We start from the raw sequence: 20,234 nt of genomic DNA on the forward strand, positions 1-20,234 counted from the left end.
GCCGGCAGGGATAGCGCGGCCAAGCTTCGCGGTCCATGGCAAAGGCGGACTTCCAACACGGTTGCGGCGACATCCTGACAGAGCCTGCCTCAAAGCCGCCGGATGCCCCGGGGCGCTCACGGCCATGTTACAAAAGTGTAATTTTCTTGCCCTTGAAACGCCACGTTCGAAGACACAAATATAAGTCATCGGCAGTTTTCGCCGAGTCCGGAGCAAGGCCCGTCCCCCGCCTATCCCGGACAATTGCGGCAGCCTATCCCCCCTCTCCGGGCTGCCGCATCGTTTCGAGTAAAAGGCCGCCGTGGTTCCCCCTCCACCACGGCGGCTCTTTTTTGCCCTCAGCAAACAATTGCGTGGTCCAATAGAGCGCCGTGCGTCCTATTGGACGCACAAAGGACGCTCTAAAACTTTGAATCTGCTGCATCGAGCTTTTCGGAAAATCGAATTCGATTTTCCGGCCGATGCAGTGATCACGGGCTTTTCGTTTTGATGCGCTGCCTTTACGGTCCCGGCACCGAAAAGAAAGGCTCGCAATAATGTCCACGATTTCCCCTGTGCTCGATCGTCTCGACGCAAATCTCGACCAGAGCCTGGAGCGCCTGTTCGGTCTGCTCCGCATCAAGTCGATCTCCACCGATTCCGACTACGCCACCGACTGCCGCAAGGCCGCGGAGTGGCTGGTGGCGGAGCTCAAGCTGATCGGCTTCGATGCTTCGGTGCGCGACACGCCAGGACATCCGATGGTGGTGGCGCATCATGAAGGGCCGGCCGGTTCGCCGCATGTGCTGTTTTACGGCCACTACGACGTGCAGCCGATCGACCCGATCGAGCTTTGGGAGAGCGACCCGTTCGCGCCGGCGGTCAAGGAGGTCGAGCCCGGCCACAAGGTGATCACCGGCCGCGGCTCGGCCGACGACAAGGGGCAGTTGATGACCTTCGTCGAGGCCTGCCGTGCCTGGAAACAGGTGCATGGCAATCTGCCCTGCCGCATCACCATCCTGTTCGAGGGCGAGGAGGAATCCGGCTCGCCGTCGCTGATACCGTTCCTGAAGGCCAATGCCGAAGAACTGAAGGCCGATTTCGCGCTGGTCTGCGATACCGGCATGTGGGACCGCGAGACGCCGTCGATCTGCGTTTCCTTGCGCGGAATGGTGGGCGAGGAGATCACCGTGAAGGCGGCCGATCGCGACCTGCATTCCGGCCTTTATGGCGGTGCTGCCGCCAACCCGATCCGCATCCTGGCGAAAATCCTGGCCGACATCCATGACGAGAACGGCCACATCACCATCCCCGGCTTCTATGACGGGGTCGAGGAGACGCCGTCGCAGATCCTGAAATCATGGGAGACGCTCGGCGAGACCGCCGAGACCTTCCTCGGGCCTATCGGCCTGTCGATCCCCTCGGGTGAAAAGGGCCGCTCTGTGCTGGAGCTGACCTGGGCGCGGCCGACGGCCGAGTTCAACGGCGTCATCGGCGGCTATACCGGCAAAGGCTTCAAGACGGTGATCGCAGCGGAGGCGTCGGCAAAGATCTCCTTCCGTCTGGTCCACAAGCAGAATCCCGAAAGGATCCGCGCCGCGTTCCAGAAATTCGTCAGGGAGCGCATTCCCGCGGACTGTTCGGTCGAGTTCCACCCGCATGGGGGCTCGCCGGCGATCCAGCTTTCCTACGACTCGCCGTTCCTGGCCAAGGCCAAGACTGCGCTGTCGGATGAATGGCCGAAACCGGCGGTGACGACAGGCAGCGGCGGCTCGATTCCGGTGGTGGGCGACTTCCAGACCTATCTCGGCATGGAATCGCTGCTGGTCGGCTTCGGCCTCGACGACGACCGCATCCACTCGCCGAACGAGAAATACGAGCTGACCTCCTTCCACAAGGGGCAGCGCTCCTGGGCGCGGATTCTCGATGCGCTGACGCGCTGAGCGACGGAAAGCCAGTTTCTGGTTGATTTTTCAGCGGATCGCGGCGAGGACGGCCGTAAAACCGCGATCCGGAGAAAATGATGAGCGACATCCGCTTCCATAAGAACGATCTGCCCGACCTGTCCCGCTACAATGTCGATGCAGTGGCGATCGACACCGAGACGCTGGGGCTGAACCCGCATCGCGACCGGCTCTGCGTGGTGCAGATCTCGCCGGGCGACGGCTCCGCCGACGTGATCCAGATTGCGCCCGGCCAGAAGAAGGCGCCGAACCTGGTCAGCCTGCTCAGGAATCGCGGCATAACCAAACTGTTCCACTACGGCCGTTTCGACCTCGCGGTGCTCTACAACGCCTTCGGCGTCATGCCGGAGCCGGTGTTCTGCACCAAGATCGCCTCGCGGCTGACCCGCACCTATACCGACCGGCACGGGTTGAAGGACATCTGCTTCGAGCTGCTCGGCGTCGGCCTGTCGAAAGCGCAGCAATCGTCGGACTGGGCGGCCGAGACCCTGTCACCCGAACAGCTCGAATATGCCGCTTCCGACGTACTCTACCTGCACCGTCTGCGCGATGTGCTGGCGGGGCGGTTGGCGCGGGACGGAAGGACCAAGGAGGCCGACGCCTGCTTCCGCTTCCTGCCGACGCGTGCAAAGCTCGATCTGATGGGCTGGGACGAAGAGGATATTTTTGCCCATAGCTGAGCCGTCCTCGTGACCCGTTTGGAACCAGACACGCGCCGTGGCGTTTCTGTCGACTCAAATTGTTCTGCGCAATTCCGGACGAAAAACCGCTGCACACTTTTTCTGGAATTGCTCGATGAGGGATGACATGGCAGACCGCAAGCCGATAGCGACCGCCCCGACGGACGGGTCCAAGGTCACTGTCCTGTGGAAGGACGGCGCCGGTGTCGTCAGCGAATCCGTCGGGCAGTACCGCGACGGCGCCTGGTGGGTCTACACCGACAGCGATACCCAGAAGAAGGTCGACCCGACCAGCTGGCGGCCTGCCTCCAGCGATGATGACGACGACCAATGAGCGCGCTGGCGGGGTGAGCCGCTTTCGCATAGCCTCAAGCCGTTGATAACGAGGCCGATTCGGGGCCTTCCGCTCCGCTGCTGCCTCTCATCCTGGAGGAACGCGTCATGGGCATCGAAAGCCTTCTCATCTTCATCATCATCGGCGCCATTGCCGGCTGGCTCGCCGGCCTCATCGTCTCGGGCTTCGGGTTCGGCCTGATCGGCAACATCGTCGTCGGCATCATCGGTGCCTTCATCGCCGGCTGGCTTTTCCCAAGGCTTGGCTTTGCCATCGGCGGCGGCATTCTGGCTGCCATCATCAACGCCACGATCGGCGCCGTCATCCTGCTGGTGCTGGTCAAGGTGCTGAAGCGAGCGTGACGCTCGGACTTTCCTATTTCACGCAATTCCTTGGGCGGAAGCGCCAGGCGCTTTTCCTGGAATTGCTCCAAACGGAGCGCGCCATGAAACAGAATACCCTCTATCTCGTCATTGGCGCGCTCGTGGTCGTGGTCATCGCGCTCGGCATCTATGTCTATCACGAGCAGACCAAGCCGAAGGGCGTCGAACTCAAGATCGATGACAAGGGCATTTCGATCCAGCAGAATTGAAATATTACGGGGTTGCCCAGGCCCGTACCTTCTGTGGAAGACAGGCCGTGCGCAAGCGCCTTGCGGGAAGCAGCGGGCGGTAGCGGATTTAGAAATTCTTAAGGAATTTCAAAAGGGTGCATAAACCCTGCTTTAACGCGCCCTTAAACCGCCGCATCTACTCTCCAACCCGAGCGCCATTGGCACCGGGAAAACAGCGCAACGCATGGCGAACCGCAGAGACAGTCGCATCGAACCCAGCTTCGAGGGATCGCCAAAGGCGAAATCTCCGGCCGGTTTTTCGGTGAACGAGGAGGATCGCGTCGTGCCGGGCAATCGCAAAACCTCCACGGCGCGCAAAAGCTCCAAGGCAAAATCATCCTCGCGCGGCCGGCGCGGCAAAGGCCGGCGCGGCCTGTTCGGCGTGCTGGCCCGAATGTTCTACTGGTGCTTCGTGCTCTGCATCTGGGGCGGCATCGCGGTTGCCGGCATCGTCGTCTATTACGGCGCCAAGATGCCGGCGGCCACGACCTGGTCGATCCCCGACCGCGCCCCAAACATCAAGATCGTTTCGGTCGACGGGCAGTTGCTCGCCAACAGGGGCATGAGCGGCGGCGAGGCGGTCGGCCTGCACGAAATGTCGCCCTACATTCCCGAAGCCGTCATCGCCATCGAGGATCGCCGCTTCTATTCGCATTTCGGCATCGATCCGATCGGCCTGTCGCGCGCCATGGTGACCAACGTGCTCGGCGGGCATTTCTCGCAGGGCGGCTCGACGCTGACCCAGCAGCTGGCCAAGAACCTGTTCCTGAAGCCTGACCGAACGCTGGAGCGCAAGGTGCAGGAAGTGCTGCTGTCGCTGTGGCTGGAGCACAAGCATACCAAGGACCAGATTCTCGAAATGTACCTCAACCGGGTCTATTTCGGCTCCGGCGCGTATGGCGTCGAGGCGGCCTCGCGCCGCTATTTCGGCAAGAGCGCGCGCGATGTCACGCTGTCGGAGGCGGCGCTTCTCGCCGGCCTGTTGAAAGCGCCGTCGCGGCTGTCGCCGGCGCGCGATCCGAAAGCGGCGGAGCAGCGCTCGCAGCTGGTGCTGGCCGCCATGCGCGATGAAGGCAAGATCAGCGCCAAGGAACTGGCCTCGGCAATGAGCGCGCCGGCGACGCGCGCACCGTCCTACTGGACCGGTTCGGAAAATTATGTCGCCGACACCATCATGGAAGAACTGCCCGACCTGATCGGCGACGTGCGCAGCGACATCGTCGTCGACACGACCGTCGATTTGAACCTGCAGAAGCTCGCCGAACAGTCGATCCGCCGGCTGATCGACGACAGCGGCAAGAAGCTCAATGTCAGCCAGGGCGCGCTGGTGTCGATCGACAATTCGGGTGCCGTGCGCGCCATGGTCGGCGGCTATGACTATTCGACCAGCCAGTTCGACCGTGCCTCCGAGGCGCGCCGCCAGCCGGGCTCGGCGTTCAAGCCGTTCGTTTATATGGCCGCGCTCGAGGCCGGCCGCACGCCCGACAGTGTGCGCAACGACGCGCCGATCAAGATCGGCAAGTGGACGCCGGACAATTACGGCGGCAAGTACTTCGGCAAGGTGACGCTGGCGACTGCTTTGGCGAAATCGCTCAATTCGGTCGCGGCACAGCTGACCATGGAGGTAGGCCCCGACGCGGTGGTCGAGGCGGCGCACCGCATGGGCATTCAGTCCGATCTGACGGCCAACACCTCGATCGCGCTGGGAACCTCGGAAGTGACGCCGCTGGAGCTGACTTCGGCTTACGTGCCGTTCGCCAATGGCGGCTACAAGCCCGACATCCATTTCATCCGCCGCATCACCACGGCCGAAGGCAAGGTCCTGTTCGACGATAATGGCGGCAGCGCGCCGCGCGTCGTCAAGCAGGACATTGTCGGCATGATGAACTCGATGATGACCGGCACGGTCGAGATCGGTACCGCCAAGAAAGCCGCCTTTGCCTGGCCGTCGGCCGGCAAGACCGGCACCAGCCAGAACTCGCGCGACGCCTGGTTCGTCGGCTACACCGCCAATCTGACAACCGGCGTTTGGTTCGGCAATGATGACGGCACGCCGATGAGGAAGGTCACCGGCGGCGCGCTGCCGGCACAGGCCTGGCACCAGTTCATGGTTGCCGCGCATGAAGGCGTGCCGGTCAGGCCGCTGCCCGGCACCTGGAAATCGACGCCGCCCGACACCATTGTCCCCGACGACATACCCTCAGCCGGCAACAATCAAGTAGCGCCGGTCCCGCCGGCGTCGGTCGGCCAATCAGCTCCGGCTTCTGCCGCAGCGGCTCCCGTGACCGCCCAGGCTCCTGCGCCGCCAGTCCGCGCTGTCCGCCGCCCGGCCGAAACCGTCGATGCCGACGGCTTCGACATGCCCGGCGACGGCGGCACCACAGCTTCGATCAAGCATCCGGTACCGCCCGGCAGCGTCGGCGGCCCGACGAAGAAGCGGAAGACATCGATCCTGGATATTCTCGGCGGCGGCTGAGCGACAAGTAGCCTCTCGCCAGCAAGGTTACCTTCGGCTACATCTCCGGCCGGAGACCGCGACATGACCGAGACCGATACCAGAAAAACCATCGTGCTGACCGGCGCCAGCCGCGGCATCGGGCATGCCACCGTCAAGCGCTTTTCGCGTGAGGGCTGGCGGGTCATCACCTGCTCGCGCCAGGCCTTTGCCGAGGATTGTCCGTGGCCGGCCGGGCCGGAGGACCACATCAAGGTCGACCTTGCCGACCAGGAAGATGTCGGCATCGCCGTCTCGGAGATCCGCCACCGGCTGGAGGCTCATGGCGGGCAGCTGCACGCACTGGTCAACAATGCCGGCATCTCGCCCAAACTCAAGGACGGCAACAGCCGGATGAACTCGATCGACACGCCGATGCATGTCTGGCGCGACGTGTTCCAGATCAATTTCTTTGCGCCGATCATGCTGGCGCGCGGCTTGTTCAAGGAGTTGGCGGCGGCCAAGGGCTCGATCGTCAACGTCACCTCGATCGCCGGCACCCGCGTGCATCCTTTCGCCGGTACCGCCTATGCAACATCGAAGGCAGCGCTCGGTTCGCTGACGCGCGAGATGGCGCATGATTTCGGCCCGCACGGTATCCGCGTCAACGCCATTGCGCCGGGCGAGATCGATACCGCCATCCTGTCGCCCGGGACCGACAAGATCGTCGAGACGATCCCGCTGAGAAGGCTCGGCACGACCGCGGAAGTCGCCGACATCATCTTCTTCCTGTGCTCGGGCCAGGCGTCTTACGTGACGGGCTCGGAAATCCACATCAATGGCGGCCAGCACGTCTAGACGGTCAGGCCAAGGACTGCTCATCCGGCGATGGTGAGAACGGCCTTGCCGCTGAAGCTGCGCTGCCGCAGGGCGTCTAGCGCTTGGCCGATATCCGTCCACGGAACTGTCAGGGACACGCGGGTTTTCAGCCGGCCAGCCGCGACCAGAGCGAGCAGGGAGGCGATATCAGCGCCAATGCCTGCACCTGACGTGTAGTAAGCGAAGGTCTGAAGCCGCGCACCCTCGTGGCCGGGAACGAACTGTCTGAAGCCAATTGGCGTCAGTTCGCCGCTGCTTGAACCGAACATGACGATGGTGCCGCCCGGTGCGACGCGTTCGATGGCGCGGGCGAGGCTTTCACCGCCGACCGACTCGGTGATCAGCGAAAACGGCCCCTCAGCCCGCTCGATCGACTCGACGACCTGCCCGGCTCCCAGCTGACGAAGATCGTCGTTGTGCCGGGCGGCGGCAATCGCGGTCACCGCGGCGCCTTGCTCGCGGGCGATCTGGATCTGGAAACGGCCGACCGCACCGCTGGCGCCGGTGATCAGGACCTGCTGGCCGACGAGGTCGCCGCCATTGCGCAACGTCCGCAGCGCCGTCGTGCCCGCAACCGGGAGTGTCGCGGCAGAGGCGAAGCTGACCCCATCCGGGATGACGGCGAGACGGTCGGTCGGAACGGCGACACGTTCGGCCCATCCGGCCTCGTCGACCAAGGCGGCAACCCGGGCGCCAACGGCCGGCCCGGAGCCGTCGGCAGCTGCCCTTTCGACAACTCCAACCACGTCCTGGCCGGGTATCCATCCTTCCGGGCGTATAGTGAGCAGGCGCAGTTCGCCACGATTCAGCGAGGTTGCGTGGACGCGGACAAGCGCCTCGTTGGCGAGCGGCTGGGGTTCGTCGATCTCGGCGAGCCTGAGCCGGGTGGTGCTGTCGGGAGAGATGACGAGGGCGCGCATGGAGAACCTTCCCTGCTGGTTGTGGACCCCAAAGCTAGCGACTTCCCCCATTGAAGAATTTAGCTATCATGGCATTTTGTCGCTAAAAACCGTCAATCATGAAACAACCACTCCGCTACCCTTGGCTCGATTTCGATGTGGACGACTTTTCCGTGCCCGCGATTGCGGTGCGCGTTGAAGTACCCGAGACCAAGGCAGAAGTGTCCGCCCACTGGCATCGCAAAGGGCAACTTGTTTTCGCGCTAGGCGGTGGCGTCACATGCCGCGTCCCTAGCGGGCTATGGATGGTGCCGCCGCATTGCGGTGTGTGGATTCCCGGCGGCATGGAACACAGCAATATCGCCACCGCCAATGCCCGGATTTTCTTCGTCTACATCGAGCCGGGAGCCGCCGATCTGCCGGACCGATGCTGCACGCTGTCGATCTCACCGCTGTTGCGCGAGCTGATCATCGAGCTGTCGGACTGCGCACCGGATGATGACAGGTGCGCTTTCCTGGGAAGCGTTCTGCTTGCCGAACTGCCTGATATGCCGGTCCAGCAGCTGCATCTGCCGATTTCCGCCGAGCCGCGCTTGCGACGGATCGCCGAAGCACTGGCGCAAGATCCCGCCGATCGCAGCACATTGGCGGAATGGGCCAGCTGCGTCGCGCTCAGCGAAAGCAGCCTCGCCCGTCTCGTGGTGAAGGAGACCGGACTGAGCTTCGGCCGCTGGCGCCAGCAACTGCATTTGATCGTCGCCATACGGGAACTTGCTGCCGGCGCCAGCGTGCAGCAGGTCTCGGGCGATCTCGGCTATGAATCGGTGACGGCCTTCATCACCATGTTCAAAAAGGCGCTTGGCAAGCCGCCGGCAAAGTATCTCGCCAGCGTCGCGCAGAATGGCGGCTCTGCCTTCGTGGCCTGACTGGTTGCGCTGCCGAAGGCTCGGGCATCTGTGGCTTATGGCCGATGACTTCCTCAACGATGCCGCGGGCGATTTCGCGTTCGCCCATGATCACGGTCTCGGCGCCGAGCCCCTTGAGATGCGACCTCGGCGTCGGAATGGGCGCGTGCGATGACGTTGATGCCGGGGTTGGCGGCGCGGACCCTGAGCACGACCTGCGGCCTCGAAAAAGGTGCGATGCCGAAAAACGAAAGGCGCGCGCAGCAAAACCTGCGCGCGCCTGAGAACTGGTACCGGATGGTCATCCGGTTAATTTTCAGGCCGCTTGAAGCATAGCCTCGATGTCCATCAGCGGGCGGTTGGTCAATGTCTTCGGTATTTCGGCCTGCACCTTGTCGGTGACTTCCTTGTGTAATTTCTTGCGCATCGTGCCGAGCACAAGCGGCGGCGCGATCAGGACCATATCGCTAAAGATGCCGTGATGAGCGAACTTGTAGAGCCGATCCGCAATCTCTTGCGCGAAGCGTTCCTTGCCCTGCCGGTGCCAGTCGGTGTCCTCGACCGCGCTGCGATGCACGGAAGGGCCGTCATTGTAGCGGCCGGGACTGTCGCTGCCTTGCTCGCGCGTGGCCGGATTGTCCTGCTTCATCTCCTGGAAGAGCTGCAGGTTCGGATAGAGATTGTCGCCTTCGTTCTTCAGGAACAGCGCTTTCTCGCCATCGGCCACCATGACCAGAAGGCCATGTCTGAGGTTGATTTTGTTCATCGCGTGCTCCTGCTTGAGGTTTCAAATCCAGCCGACTGTCGTCGGCGTCGGCAGGATCAGAACGCATGGCGGAACCGGAACGTTCCACTCCGTTCGCCGGGCTCGCGTCGAGCCTAAAATCGGCCGATCGAACCGGCTATCGCAGCAGCGTCCGTGGTGGCGGCCTTAATCTACTAAATTGGTAGAATTTAGAAAAAACAATTTTGCGGCCTGGCCTGCTCCCGGACAAAAGAGCCGCAGAACAAGGCCTGCGGCAGCAGCTTGAATCCGCCTGATATGCGGATGTGGAATATTTTTCTCTTGGCCTTCAGGCTTGCGGAAAAGCGATTGCCTCCTGTCAGGGGATGCGCGAGTGAGTTCCTTCAGCTTTTTGTCGCCCGCGCGTAAAACTGCCGCCTTGTTCCGGAATCTGTTCGTCATGCCGCAGGTCAATCCCAAGCTCAACGCGTTCCCCGTCTTCATGTGGGTCGAAGGCGAAGCCGTAGCCATCGTTGGCGGCGGCGCCGAGGCCTTGGCCAAGGCGCGGCTGCTTGAGCAGTCGAGCGCGACACTGTGCATCATCACTGACACGGCCGATGCCGAATTGCTGGCCTTCATTGCCGCGACCGGCGCCACCCACATCGCCGCTCTCTACGATGCCGCGCATCTCGAAGGCGCGGTCATGGTGTTTGCCGCCAGCGGCGACGAGGCGCTCGACCGTCGCGTCGCTAAGGATGCACGCCGGCTGGGTATCCCGGTCAACGCCGTCGACCGGCCGGAGCTCTGCGATTTCTTCACCCCTGCGCTGGTCAACCGCGCGCCGGTCGCCATTGCCATCGGCACCGAGGGCGCCGGCCCGGTGCTGGCGCAGATGCTGCGCAGCCGCATCGATCGCATGCTGTCGCCGTCGCTCGGGCCTCTGGCAACGCTTGCCGCTTCGTTCCGCGGTGCAGCCGAAAAGCTGCTGCCGAAAGGCAATGCCCGCCGCCAGTTCTGGGGGAGCTTTTTCCAGGGCGCGCCGGCCCGTGCCGTCGAAGCCGGCGAGCTTTCGCAGGCGCACGACGCCGCCGTCGATCTGTTGCTGTCGAAAGCACCGGCTTCGGGCCACATCGCCCTGGTCGGCGCCGGCCCCGGCGCCGAAGATCTTTTGACGCTGCGCGCGCACCGGCTTTTGATGGAAGCCGACGTCATCATCTATGACGCACTGGTGCCGGAGGCGATCGTCGCCATGGGCCGCCGCGACGCCGAACGCCTGCCTGTCGGAAAACGCAAAGGCTGCCACACCAAGAGCCAAGCCGAGATCAATGCGCTGCTGGTCGATCTCGGCGGGCAGGGCAAGCGCGTCGTGCGGCTGAAGTCGGGCGACCCGCTGGTGTTTGGCCGCGCCGGCGAGGAGATGGGGGCACTGCGCGATGCCGGCATCGCCTATGATGTCGTCCCTGGCGTCACTGCCGCCTTCGCCGCCGCCGCCGATTTCGAACTGCCGCTTACGCTGCGCGGCGTCTCTTCGTCGATGGTGTTCACCACCGGCCATGATCTCAAAGGAAATTCGCTGCCGGACTGGGCCAAGCTCGCCATCTCCGGTGCCACCGTCGCCGTCTATATGGGCCGCTCGGTCGCCGCCGAGGTTGCGGGACGGCTGATCGAGGCCGGCCTGTCGCCCGATACGGCGGTCGCGGTGGTCGAGAATGCCAGCCTGCAAAACCGCCGCCGCTTCCATGGCACGCTGGCCGATTTGCCGTCGCTGGAAGCGCGCGCCGATCTGACAGGCCCGGTGATGACCATCATCGGCGATGCGGTCGCCGGCGCCAACTTTGAACGTTCCGAGCCGCTCGCGGCACATAGTCATGAGGGCGTCGCCAATACGGCCGCCGCAGAGGTCGAACAATGAAGGTACTGACCGCAAACCGCCTCACTGACGGCATCGCCGTCTGGTACGCCGATGGCGGCTGGGCCGAGACAGTGGACCACGCCGACCTCGCCCATGACAAGGCGGCCGAGGATCGGCTCGAAGCGATCGGCGCCAAGGCCTATGCCGACAATGAAGTGGTCGACGTCAACCTGATCGATGCGGAAGTGGTCGATGGCGTCGTCGAGCCGGTGCGGCTGCGCGAAAAGATCCGCGCCGCCGGCCCGACCATCCGCAACGATCTGGGCAAGCAGGCCGAGCAGGCGGCATAGCCAGGATTTTGAGTAAAACGGGCGGACGCGCCCTGAAAGACGAAGCATGTACCGTTACGATGAGTTCGACCACGATTTTGTCCAGGCCCGCGTCGCCGAGTTCAGCGACCAGGTCGAGCGCCGGCTGTCCGGCGAAATCACCGAAGAGCAGTTCCGGCCGCTTCGGCTGATGAACGGCGTCTACCTGCAGCTGCACGCCTACATGCTGCGCATCGCGGTTCCCTATGGCACGCTGAACGCCGCGCAGCTTCGCATGCTCGGCCACATCGCGCGCAAATACGACAAGGGCTACGGCCACTTCACCACGCGCCAGAACATCCAGTTCAACTGGCCGGCGCTGTCGGACATTCCTGCGATCCTGGCCGATCTGGCCAGTGTGGAAATGCACGCCATCCAGACCAGCGGCAATTGCATCCGCAATGTCACCGCCGATCACTTCGCCGGTGCGGCCGCCGACGAAGTCGCCGATCCGCGCCCCTACGCCGAGATCCTTCGGCAGTGGTCGTCGGTGCATCCGGAATTCTCGTTCCTGCCCAGAAAATTCAAGATTGCGGTGACCGGGGCCGAGCGCGACCGCGCCGCCATCCAGACGCATGATATCGGCCTCCATCTGAAGAAGAACGCTACAGGCGAGCTCGGCTTTGCCGTCTATGTCGGCGGTGGCCAGGGCCGCACACCGATGGTGGCGAAGAAGATCCGCGACTTCCTGCCGGAAGCCGACCTTCTATCCTACTGCACGGCGATCCTGCGCGTTTACAACCTCTACGGCCGCCGCGACAACAAGTACAAGGCGCGCATCAAGATCCTCGTCCATGAGACGGGTGTCGAAGAAATCACCCGCCAGGTCGAGGCCGAGTGGCAGGAATTGAAGGACGCCGAGCTGAAGCTGCCGGACGCCGACATTCGCGCCATCGATGCCTATTTCGCCCCGCCTCAGCTGGTGGATCGGCCGGAAGGCGACGCGGCGGTCAAGCTCGCACGACTCGATTCCAAAAGCTTCTCGGACTGGCTCGACCAGAACGTTGTGACACATCGCCATCCCGACTATGCCGCAGTGACGATCTCGCTGAAGGGCATCGGCGAGGTACCGGGCGACGCCACCGACAGCCAGATGGAAGCGGTCGCCGACATCGCCGAGAAATACGCTTTCGACGAGCTGCGCGTCAGCCATGAGCAGAACCTGATCCTGCCGCATGTGGCGCGCGCCGACCTCAAGGTGGTCTATGACGCGCTAGTCGACATCGGCCTGGCGACAGCCAATTCCAATCTGATCAGCGACATCATTTCCTGCCCCGGTCTCGATTATTGCGCGCTGGCGACCGCGCGCTCGATCCCGATCGCCCAGGAGATCTCGCTTCGCTTCGCCTCGCTGGAGCGGCAGCGTGAGATCGGTGAACTGAAGCTGAAGATCTCGGGCTGCATCAATGCCTGCGGCCATCACCATGTCGGCCATATCGGCATTCTCGGCGTCGAGAAGAAGGGCTCCGAGCTCTATCAGGTGACGCTCGGCGGCTCGGCCGACGAGAACACGTCCGTCGGCGAAATCATCGGTCGCGGCTTTTCCTCGGAAGAGATCACCGATGCCATCGAGCAGATCGTCGACACCTATCTCGGCCTTCGGCTCAATCCCAGTGAACGTTTTATCGACGCCTACCGCCGTGTCGGTCCCGCGCCGTTCAAGGAGGCGCTCTATGCTGGCGAAACCAAGGCCGCTTGACCGTATCGTCGACGTCGACGACAGCATCGCCGCGAAAGCGGCGGGGTTCGATGCGCTGTATGGCCATCTGAGCGCGCTCGAGATCATCGAACGTGCGGCGAGCGAGTTGTTTCACGACGAGATCGCCGCCGTGTCGTCCTTCGGCGCGGATTCGGCGGTGCTGTTGCACATGATCGCCAAGGTCGACCGCACGCTGCCGGTCATCTTCCTCGACACCGGCAAGCATTTCGAGGAGACGCTCGGCTACCGCGACGCGCTCGTCGCCGATTTCGGGCTGACCAACGTCAGGGTGATCAAGCCCGAGGAAGCAGCGCTTGAGCGGATCGACCCGACCGGCAACCTGCACCAGAGCAACACCGATGCCTGCTGCGACGTGCGCAAGGTCGAGCCGCTGGCGCGTGGCGTCGCACCGTTCCGCGCCTGGTTCACCGGCCGCAAGCGTTTCCAAGCGTCGACGCGGGCGGCACTGCCCGTGTTCGAGGCGGTTGGCCCGCGCGTGCGCATCAACCCGCTGGCGCATTGGACGACTTCGGACCAGGCCGACTACATGCGCGCGCATGCGCTGCGCGAAAATCCGCTGGTCGCTTATGGCTATCTGTCGATCGGCTGCTTCCCGTGCACGCAGCCAGTGCAGCCGGGCGAGGATGCGCGCAGCGGCCGCTGGGCCGGTCATGCCAAGACCGAGTGCGGCATCCATCTGTCGGGCTTGGAGAAGTCGCTGACCGACGCTTCCCTTTAGGCTATGTAGATATTCAGGTGAGGCTGGCCTGCAAACGGCGGCTTCCACTCGGAGGCCGCCGGTTTCGGATGGACTGGCTTTCAGCGAACTTTCGATTCTTGGGGTTTTTTAGGAATTTCTTATGACTGAACCGACGACACCGGAGACCCGGCTCTGGACCCAGACGGGTTTTCGCGAGGACGAGTGGAGCCACGCCGAAAGCGCCGAGGCGCTGGCGGGCAATGGCCGCTTCATCCTGCCGCTGCAGGCATTTCTCGGCCTTGATGCCGAAGTGCGGCGTTCAGCCAAGGAGCGGCTTGGCGTCGCGCTGCAGCCCGGTGACCAGCTGGAAAAGATCGTTGATCTGCTCGACCAGCTGTCGCTGGTGGCGCTTGCCTTTCCGGCCTTCAACGACGGCCGCTCGTTTTCCAAGGGCGAGTTGCTGCGCAGCCGCTACCATTTCGAGGGCGCTGTCCGCGCCACGGGCCAGGTGCTGGTCGACCAGCTGCCACATATGCTGCGGCTCGGCTTCGACGAGTTCGAGATATCGAACCCGGTGCTGCTGAAGCGGCTTGAGGAAGGCCGCGTCGGCGGGCTGGGGCTCTACTACCAGCCGACTGAAGCGTCGGAGCCGAAGGGACCGAAATACTCCTGGCGGCGCGTTCGCGACAGCTGACGCAGCGGTAGTTCCACCCGCCTTTACATCGGCTGAAATCAGGCCTTCTCTTGGCTGCCCGGACGGAAATATCCGCCGGCCAGGGAGGGAGACATGGACTTCGACTATGTCATCGCCGGCGGCGGCTCCGCCGGCTGCACGCTTGCCGCACGGCTCTCCGAAGATCCTTCGAAAACCGTCTGCCTGATCGAAGCCGGCGGCGAGGGCAGGAACCTGCTCATCCGCGCGCCGGCAGGCGTCATCGCGCTGTTGCCGGGCCGTCCAAAGATCAACAATTGGGGATTGCAGACGGTGCCGCAGCAAGGTCTCGGCGGCCGCAAGGGCTACCAGCCGCGCGGCAAGGCGCTCGGCGGCTCCAGCGCCATCAACGCTATGCTTTACACGCGAGGGCATCGCGGCGACTACGATGAATGGGCCGGTCTCGGCTGCGAGGGCTGGTCGTGGGGTGAGGTGCTGCCCTATTTCCGGCGGGCCGAAGGTAACCAGCGCGGCGCGGATGCGCTGCATGGCGGCGACGGACCACTCAGGGTCGGCGAACAGCAGGAGCCGCGCCCGATCGCCCGAGCCTTTGTCGAGGCCTGCGGTGAAAACCAGATCCGCCGCAACGACGATTTCAACGGACCGGAACAGGAAGGGGCGGGGCTCTATCAGGTCACGCAGTTCTGGGGTGGCGCCAGGAATGGCGAGCGCTGCTCGGCGGCCGCCGCCTATCTGCATCCGGCGATGAACCGACCGAACCTCACAATCATCACCGGCGCGCACGCCACCGGCATTGTGCTCGACGGCAAGCGCGCCACCGGCGTCCGCTATCGCAAGGGCAACAGCGAGGCGGTTGCGACAGCCAGGCGCGAGGTCATCGTTTGCGGCGGCGCCTTCGGTTCGCCGCAACTGCTGCTTCTATCCGGCATAGGTCCTGTGGACGAGCTTGCCGCGCAGGGCATTGCCGTCGCCCATGAGCTGCCCGGCGTCGGCAAGAACCTGCAGGACCATCTCGATTTCATCCTGGCCTGGACATCGAAGAGTGCCGACATGATGGGCATCGGCCTGCGCGGTCTGCCTGGCCTGCTCAAGCATATGGCACGCTGGCGCAGAAACGGCACTGGCATGATTGCCACGCCCTATGCGGAAGCCGGTGCCTTCCTCAAATCCGATCCGGCGATCGACAGGCCCGATCTGCAGCTGCATTTCTGCATCGCCATCGTCGACGATCACGGCCGCAAGCTGCATCTGGGCTACGGGTTCTCCTGCCATGTCTGCGTGCTTCGGCCGCATTCGCGCGGCGAGGTCGGGCTGTCGAGCCCGGACCCGCTGGCGCCGCCGCGCATCGATCCTCGCTTTTTATCCGACGAAAGGGACGGTGACCTGCTGCTCAAGGGTGCCAGGATGATGCGCGCCATATTGGAGGCGCCGGCGCTGGCGAAATACCGCGACAGGGAAATCTACACCGCCGGCGTTTCCAGCGATGCCGAGCTGATGGGTCATATCAGGGCGCGCGCCGACACGATCTATCACCCTGTCGGCACCTGCAAGATGGGCGTCGATGCCATGGCCGTGGTGGATCCCGAGCTCAACGTGCGCGGTCTGCAGGGGTTGCGCGTTGTCGATGCCTCGGTCATGCCGGCCTTGATCGGCGGCAACACCAACGCGCCGACCATCATGATCGCGGAAAAGGCGGCCGACATGATCAGGGCCGCCTGACCTTTCAAGTCATTGGTCGGACCACGTTTGATGTTTCTCCTGCTCTGCGTCTTGAAGGCCGGCATTCCGATGGGAAAAAGTCTTATCTGGTAAGACCAATTGTGCGATTTGGTCTTTCCCTGTCGCGAGCCTGCCCTTAGGATAAGGCCATTATTTCGCGATCCGAAATGTTGGCCAGCAAGGGAGGAACCGGCATGGCAGGCAAGAAGATATTGATGCTCGTTGGCGAGTTCAGCGAGGAGTATGAGATTTTCGTATTTGAACAGGCCATGCATGCGGTTGGCCATACGGTGCACGTCGTCTGCCCCGACAAGAAGGCCGGCGACATACTGAAGACCTCGCTGCACGATTTCGAAGGCCACCAGACCTATACGGAAAAGCTCGGCCACGACTACATCCTGAACAAGACGTTTTCCGATGTCGACCCGGCGCAATACGATGCCGTCTACGCCGCCGGCGGGCGCGGTCCCGAATATATCCGCATCGACAAAAGGGTGCAGGCGCTGGTCAGGCATTTCCACGAGACCGGCAAGCCGATCTTCACCATCTGCCATGGCGTGCAGATCCTGATCGCGGTCGATGGCGTGGTGCGCGGCCGGGAAGTCGCGGCGCTGCAATATTGCGAGCCGGAAGTGACGTTGGCCGGAGGCATCTACATCGATGTCGCGCCGACCGGCGCCCATGTCGATGGCAATCTGGTGTCGGCCAAGGGTTGGCCTGGCCTCGCCGCCTTCATGCGCGAATGCCTGAAGGTGCTCGGCACGGAGATCCGCGATGGCAAGGCGCTGATGCGCGACGAGCGCAAGACTGCTTAAGCAGCTTCCGGAGAAAATACCGCCGCGCCTCTGGCGCGGTGGATGATTTCAGGCGGTGGCGCGCGCTTCGCGAAACGAGATCAGCTTGCGGCTTTTCTCGTCCCACAGCGCCAGCTTGACGCAGCGCAGGCTGTCGAGCAGCGTGACGCGGCCAATGCTGCGCAGTTCCGGATAGTCGCGCAGCACTTCCTGCAGCCTGTAGCCCGGCACCTTGGCCGAGAGATGGTGGACGTGGTGGACGCCGATATTGCCGGTGAACCAGTTCAGCACCGGCGGCAGGTCGTAATAGGACGAGCCGTGCAGCGCGGCACGCTGGAACTCCCACTCTTCGTCGTTCGCCCATTCCGTCTCCTCGAACTGGTGCTGGACGTAGAACAGCCAGATGCCGGCCGAACCGGCGAGGACAACGATCGGCAGATGGACAACCAGGAAAGCGCCGGGACCGATCCACCAGATGAGCAGAGCCGCGGCAATCGCAATGGCGAGATTCGTCGTCATCGACGATACCCAGGGCGTCAAGCCGCCGCGCATCATGCCGATCGGCAGCCGCTGCTCGAAGATGAACAGCCAGATCGGCCCGAGGCCGAACATCACCAGCGGATGGCGGTAAAGACGATAGGCAAGGCGTCCCCGCCATGACAGCTGCCGGTATTCGGCAACCGTCAGCGTCCTGATATCGCCCATGCCGCGCTCGTCGAGATTGCCGGCGCTGGCGTGATGCGTCGCATGGGCGCGCCGCCAGCAATCATAAGGCGTCAGCGTCAGCACGCCGAGCGCTCGGCCGATCCAGTCGTCGGCGGTGCGGTTGGCGAAGAAGGAGCCGTGGCCGCAATCGTGCTGGATCATGAAGATCCGCACCAGGAAGCCGGCGGCGGGAAGGATGAGGATCAGGCCCCACCAGTGGCCGTAGGAATAGGCGGCCGAAGAGAGCGCCCACAGCGTGACGAAAGGAATGAGGGTGATGGCCAGTTCGAGGGCGCTACGCCGCCGGTCGGGCTTCTTGTAGCGCGCCAGAATCTTCAACCAGGCGCGCTTGCTGTTGGCCGCCGTCTCGGGGGAAATCATGTTCATCAGGAAGCATAGGTGTGGCTTGCCGCTGCCGCAAGGCATGGCTCACGCAAAATTACTGCGCGTAATTGTCGCGCGATTGCGTCCCTATTGCCGGCGTCGGTCGCCTGCCACGCTGGCTTCTATGCCGTCCAGACGGTCGAGCAGGTTCCGAAAATGCTCCGGAATGTCGGCCTCGGTACTGAATGCCGGCAAGCTGCGCAGGAAGCGCTTCGTTGCCTCGGTGCCGAACTGGCGCCTGATATCGGCGGCGAGCTCTTCGCTCCTGTTGCCGTTGTTGCCTGTCATTGACCCAAAAATCCTGTGTTGGCTTCGAAACTCCTCCGGCCACGGAATGGTTCCCCCATGGCGGGGTATTGGCAAGCAAAGCCGGCGATCACGGTAAAATTTGAATTAATTTCGAAAGATATTTGCGATCCGTGCCAATTCCTCCGAACGGTTCCAAGCATCGCTTGCCCCTTGATTTTTGACCGCCAAACCTCGATATCGAGCGCAAATCCAAACCATTCGAATGACGGGAAACGGCGATGAGCGACCAGGCAAAAGACGAACGCGCGCCCGAGGATATCGAAACGAACGAGGCCGAGCGTGCGCAAGGCGGCGTCGACGGCGACTATGAAGCGCTGGTGCGGCTGCTGAAGGAAAACGAGGAACTGAAGGACCGCGCGCTGCGCGTCGCGGCCGAAATGGAGAATCTGCGCCGCCGCACCGCGCGCGACGTGCACGATGCGCGCGCCTATGCGGTGGCCAATTTCGCCCGCGACATGCTGTCGGTGTCGGACAATCTGCGCCGTGCGCTGGACGCCATCCCGGCCGAGGCCAAGGCAGCCGGCGACGCCGGCTTCAAGGCGCTGATCGACGGTGTCGAGATCACCGAGCGCGCCATGCTGTCGACGCTGGAGCGGCATGGGGTGAAGAAGCTCGAGCCGGAAGGCGAGAAGTTCGACCCGAATTTCCACCAGGCGATGTTCGAGGTGCCCAATCCCGACGTGCCAGCCAACACCGTGGTCCAGGTCGTACAGCCGGGCTATTCAATCGGCGAACGGGTGCTGCGGCCAGCCATGGTCGGCGTCGCCAAGGGCGGCCCCAAGATCGCGGCCGCCGAGGCGCCGGTCGAGCCGGGCCCGGTGAATGAGCAGGCTGAGAAGGACGCTTGAGAGAGCGAGTAGCGAATAGGGAGTAGCGAGTAGGGACTGATACTAATCTGCGGCTTCGTGCTATTCCCCTACTCACTATTCGTTACTCACTATTCGCCCAGCCCATGAATCCCATCGACCTCCTCGACTACGCCGGCGTCGCTGTCTTTGCTGCGACCGGGGCACTTGCTGCCTCGCGCAAGCAGCTCGACATTATCGGCTTCCTGTTCCTGGCCAGCGTCACCGGCATCGGCGGCGGCACGCTGCGCGACGTCATCCTCAACCTGCCCGTCTTTTGGGTCGCCAATACCGGCTATGTGCTGGTCTGCGCAGTGGTTGCGGTGCTGGTCTTCTTTATCGCCCACCGCGTCGAATCCCGCTGGAAATGGCTGCTCTGGCTCGACGCCATCGGATTGGCAGCCTTTTCCGTGATGGGCGCGGCCAAAGGGCTGGCGATTACCGGCTCGCCGGTCGTATCCGTCGTTATGGGCGTGCTGACCGCCACATTCGGCGGCATCCTGCGCGATCTGCTGGCGGGCGAGCCATCGGTGCTGCTGAGGCCCGAAATCTACGTCACGGCGGCGCTTGCGGGTGCCGGCCTCTACACGCTTGGCGACCTCGCCGGACTGCCACCGCTCGCCTCTGATATCGCCGGTTTCGTCGCGGCGTTCCTGGTGCGCGGCGGCGCGCTCAAGTTCGGCTGGACGTTTCCGTCCTACAAGAGCCGCCCGGGGCGGCGGCCGGAGGATATTCCGTGAGAGAGGGAATAGTGAGTAGGGAATAGAGAGTAGGG

At 63.4% G+C, this 20,234-nt stretch carries 24 protein-coding genes and 1 pseudogene; 18 read left to right on the top strand and 7 right to left on the bottom strand.

What is annotated here, in order from left to right; all coding sequences use genetic code 11:
* Nucleotides 1–253: 253 nt before the first annotated feature.
* On the bottom strand, nucleotides 254–544 hold the full coding sequence (locus tag ACWGTO_RS03190) for a hypothetical protein (protein ID WP_454573400.1): 291 nt from the start codon (nucleotides 542–544) through the stop codon (nucleotides 254–256).
* Between ACWGTO_RS03190 and ACWGTO_RS03195 the strand changes: the two genes are divergently transcribed.
* The 7 genes from ACWGTO_RS03195 (at nucleotide 537) to ACWGTO_RS03225 (ending at nucleotide 6,862) form a co-directional block, all read left to right on the top strand.
* On the top strand, nucleotides 537–1,922 hold the full coding sequence (locus ACWGTO_RS03195; RefSeq protein ID WP_454573401.1) for a M20/M25/M40 family metallo-hydrolase: 1,386 nt from the start codon (nucleotides 537–539) through the stop codon (nucleotides 1,920–1,922). The genes ACWGTO_RS03190 and ACWGTO_RS03195 overlap by 8 nt on opposite strands.
* Before the next feature lie 80 nt (nucleotides 1,923–2,002).
* Complete coding sequence (locus ACWGTO_RS03200) at nucleotides 2,003–2,623, top strand: ribonuclease D (protein WP_454573402.1); 621 nt, start codon at nucleotides 2,003–2,005, stop codon at nucleotides 2,621–2,623.
* Nucleotides 2,624–2,750: 127 nt separating this feature from the next.
* The gene (locus ACWGTO_RS03205) at nucleotides 2,751–2,957 is read left to right on the top strand and encodes a hypothetical protein (RefSeq protein WP_142868968.1); all 207 of its coding nucleotides are present in this window, start codon (nucleotides 2,751–2,753) and stop codon (nucleotides 2,955–2,957) included.
* Nucleotides 2,958–3,064: 107 nt separating this feature from the next.
* Nucleotides 3,065–3,319 (top strand): GlsB/YeaQ/YmgE family stress response membrane protein, encoded by a 255-nt coding sequence (locus ACWGTO_RS03210; RefSeq protein ID WP_112397442.1) that lies wholly within the window; start codon nucleotides 3,065–3,067, stop codon nucleotides 3,317–3,319.
* Nucleotides 3,320–3,402: 83 nt separating this feature from the next.
* Nucleotides 3,403–3,549, top strand: a complete 147-nt coding sequence (locus ACWGTO_RS03215; RefSeq protein WP_454573403.1) for a hypothetical protein — start codon at nucleotides 3,403–3,405, stop codon at nucleotides 3,547–3,549.
* Between the two features lie 205 nt (nucleotides 3,550–3,754).
* Entirely contained in the window at nucleotides 3,755–6,046 is a 2,292-nt protein-coding gene (locus ACWGTO_RS03220; RefSeq protein WP_454573404.1) for a transglycosylase domain-containing protein, read from the top strand.
* A gap of 63 nt (nucleotides 6,047–6,109) precedes the next feature.
* Nucleotides 6,110–6,862 carry an SDR family NAD(P)-dependent oxidoreductase gene (locus tag ACWGTO_RS03225; RefSeq protein ID WP_454573405.1) on the top strand — a complete coding sequence of 251 codons (753 nt, stop codon included), beginning with the start codon at nucleotides 6,110–6,112 and terminating at the stop codon, nucleotides 6,860–6,862.
* A gap of 20 nt (nucleotides 6,863–6,882) precedes the next feature.
* On the opposite strand, the gene ACWGTO_RS03230 is transcribed toward ACWGTO_RS03225, so the two are convergent.
* Nucleotides 6,883–7,803 (bottom strand): zinc-binding dehydrogenase, encoded by a 921-nt coding sequence (locus tag ACWGTO_RS03230; protein ID WP_454573406.1) that lies wholly within the window; start codon nucleotides 7,801–7,803, stop codon nucleotides 6,883–6,885.
* 98 nt (nucleotides 7,804–7,901) lie between these two features.
* Between ACWGTO_RS03230 and ACWGTO_RS03235 the strand changes: the two genes are divergently transcribed.
* Nucleotides 7,902–8,708 (top strand): AraC family transcriptional regulator, encoded by an 807-nt coding sequence (locus ACWGTO_RS03235; protein ID WP_454573407.1) that lies wholly within the window; start codon nucleotides 7,902–7,904, stop codon nucleotides 8,706–8,708.
* Here ACWGTO_RS03235 and ACWGTO_RS03240 read toward each other — a convergent pair.
* A pseudogene (locus tag ACWGTO_RS03240) lies at nucleotides 8,629–8,917 on the bottom strand (hypothetical protein); the annotation flags it as partial. The gene ACWGTO_RS03235 and the pseudogene ACWGTO_RS03240 sit on opposite strands and share 80 nt — an antisense overlap.
* Here ACWGTO_RS03240 and ACWGTO_RS03245 point away from each other — a divergent pair.
* Nucleotides 8,859–9,023, top strand: coding sequence for a hypothetical protein (locus ACWGTO_RS03245; RefSeq protein WP_454573513.1), 165 nt, complete (start codon nucleotides 8,859–8,861; stop codon nucleotides 9,021–9,023). The pseudogene ACWGTO_RS03240 and the gene ACWGTO_RS03245 sit on opposite strands and share 59 nt — an antisense overlap.
* Here ACWGTO_RS03245 and ACWGTO_RS03250 read toward each other — a convergent pair.
* Together ACWGTO_RS03250 and ACWGTO_RS03255 are read right to left on the bottom strand one after the other, a co-directional pair.
* A complete protein-coding gene (locus ACWGTO_RS03250) occupies nucleotides 9,004–9,453 on the bottom strand; it encodes a baeRF12 domain-containing protein (protein ID WP_454573408.1) in 450 nt (149 codons plus the stop codon). The two genes, ACWGTO_RS03245 and ACWGTO_RS03250, sit on opposite strands and share 20 nt — an antisense overlap.
* 165 nt (nucleotides 9,454–9,618) lie before the next feature.
* A complete protein-coding gene (locus ACWGTO_RS03255) occupies nucleotides 9,619–9,873 on the bottom strand; it encodes a hypothetical protein (protein ID WP_454573409.1) in 255 nt (84 codons plus the stop codon).
* Here ACWGTO_RS03255 and cysG point away from each other — a divergent pair.
* The 7 genes from cysG (at nucleotide 9,872) to ACWGTO_RS03290 (ending at nucleotide 17,237) form a co-directional block, all read left to right on the top strand.
* Nucleotides 9,872–11,323, top strand: coding sequence for a siroheme synthase CysG (gene cysG / locus ACWGTO_RS03260; protein ID WP_454573410.1), 1,452 nt, complete (start codon nucleotides 9,872–9,874; stop codon nucleotides 11,321–11,323). The genes ACWGTO_RS03255 and cysG overlap by 2 nt on opposite strands.
* A complete protein-coding gene (locus ACWGTO_RS03265; RefSeq protein WP_454573411.1) occupies nucleotides 11,320–11,613 on the top strand; it encodes a DUF2849 domain-containing protein in 294 nt (97 codons plus the stop codon). The genes cysG and ACWGTO_RS03265 overlap by 4 nt, the downstream gene beginning before the upstream one ends.
* Nucleotides 11,614–11,659: 46 nt before the next feature.
* A complete protein-coding gene (locus ACWGTO_RS03270) occupies nucleotides 11,660–13,330 on the top strand; it encodes a nitrite/sulfite reductase (protein ID WP_454573412.1) in 1,671 nt (556 codons plus the stop codon).
* A complete protein-coding gene (locus tag ACWGTO_RS03275) occupies nucleotides 13,305–14,069 on the top strand; it encodes a phosphoadenylyl-sulfate reductase (protein ID WP_454573413.1) in 765 nt (254 codons plus the stop codon). Before ACWGTO_RS03270 ends, ACWGTO_RS03275 begins: the two co-directional genes overlap by 26 nt.
* A 121-nt stretch (nucleotides 14,070–14,190) precedes the next feature.
* Nucleotides 14,191–14,724, top strand: coding sequence for a DUF934 domain-containing protein (locus tag ACWGTO_RS03280; RefSeq protein WP_454573414.1), 534 nt, complete (start codon nucleotides 14,191–14,193; stop codon nucleotides 14,722–14,724).
* 93 nt (nucleotides 14,725–14,817) lie between these two features.
* Nucleotides 14,818–16,422, top strand: coding sequence for a GMC family oxidoreductase (locus ACWGTO_RS03285; protein ID WP_454573415.1), 1,605 nt, complete (start codon nucleotides 14,818–14,820; stop codon nucleotides 16,420–16,422).
* Nucleotides 16,423–16,616: 194 nt separating this feature from the next.
* Complete coding sequence (locus tag ACWGTO_RS03290) at nucleotides 16,617–17,237, top strand: DJ-1/PfpI family protein (protein WP_454573416.1); 621 nt, start codon at nucleotides 16,617–16,619, stop codon at nucleotides 17,235–17,237.
* A gap of 48 nt (nucleotides 17,238–17,285) precedes the next feature.
* Here ACWGTO_RS03290 and ACWGTO_RS03295 read toward each other — a convergent pair whose 3' ends face one another.
* Nucleotides 17,286–18,308, bottom strand: a complete 1,023-nt coding sequence (locus ACWGTO_RS03295) for a fatty acid desaturase (RefSeq protein WP_454573417.1) — start codon at nucleotides 18,306–18,308, stop codon at nucleotides 17,286–17,288.
* Nucleotides 18,309–18,392: 84 nt separating this feature from the next.
* The gene (locus ACWGTO_RS03300; protein WP_454573418.1) at nucleotides 18,393–18,593 is read right to left on the bottom strand and encodes a hypothetical protein; all 201 of its coding nucleotides are present in this window, start codon (nucleotides 18,591–18,593) and stop codon (nucleotides 18,393–18,395) included.
* Nucleotides 18,594–18,832: 239 nt separating this feature from the next.
* Between ACWGTO_RS03300 and grpE the strand changes: the two genes are divergently transcribed.
* Both grpE and ACWGTO_RS03310 read left to right on the top strand, forming a co-directional pair.
* Nucleotides 18,833–19,462: a nucleotide exchange factor GrpE gene (gene grpE, locus ACWGTO_RS03305; protein WP_454573419.1), complete on the top strand. Its 630-nt coding sequence runs from the start codon at nucleotides 18,833–18,835 to the stop codon at nucleotides 19,460–19,462.
* A 104-nt stretch (nucleotides 19,463–19,566) separates the two neighbouring features.
* Complete coding sequence (locus ACWGTO_RS03310) at nucleotides 19,567–20,199, top strand: trimeric intracellular cation channel family protein (protein ID WP_454573420.1); 633 nt, start codon at nucleotides 19,567–19,569, stop codon at nucleotides 20,197–20,199.
* Nucleotides 20,200–20,234: the final 35 nt, after the last annotated feature.

This window comes from Mesorhizobium sp. PL10 (genome assembly GCF_053714315.1).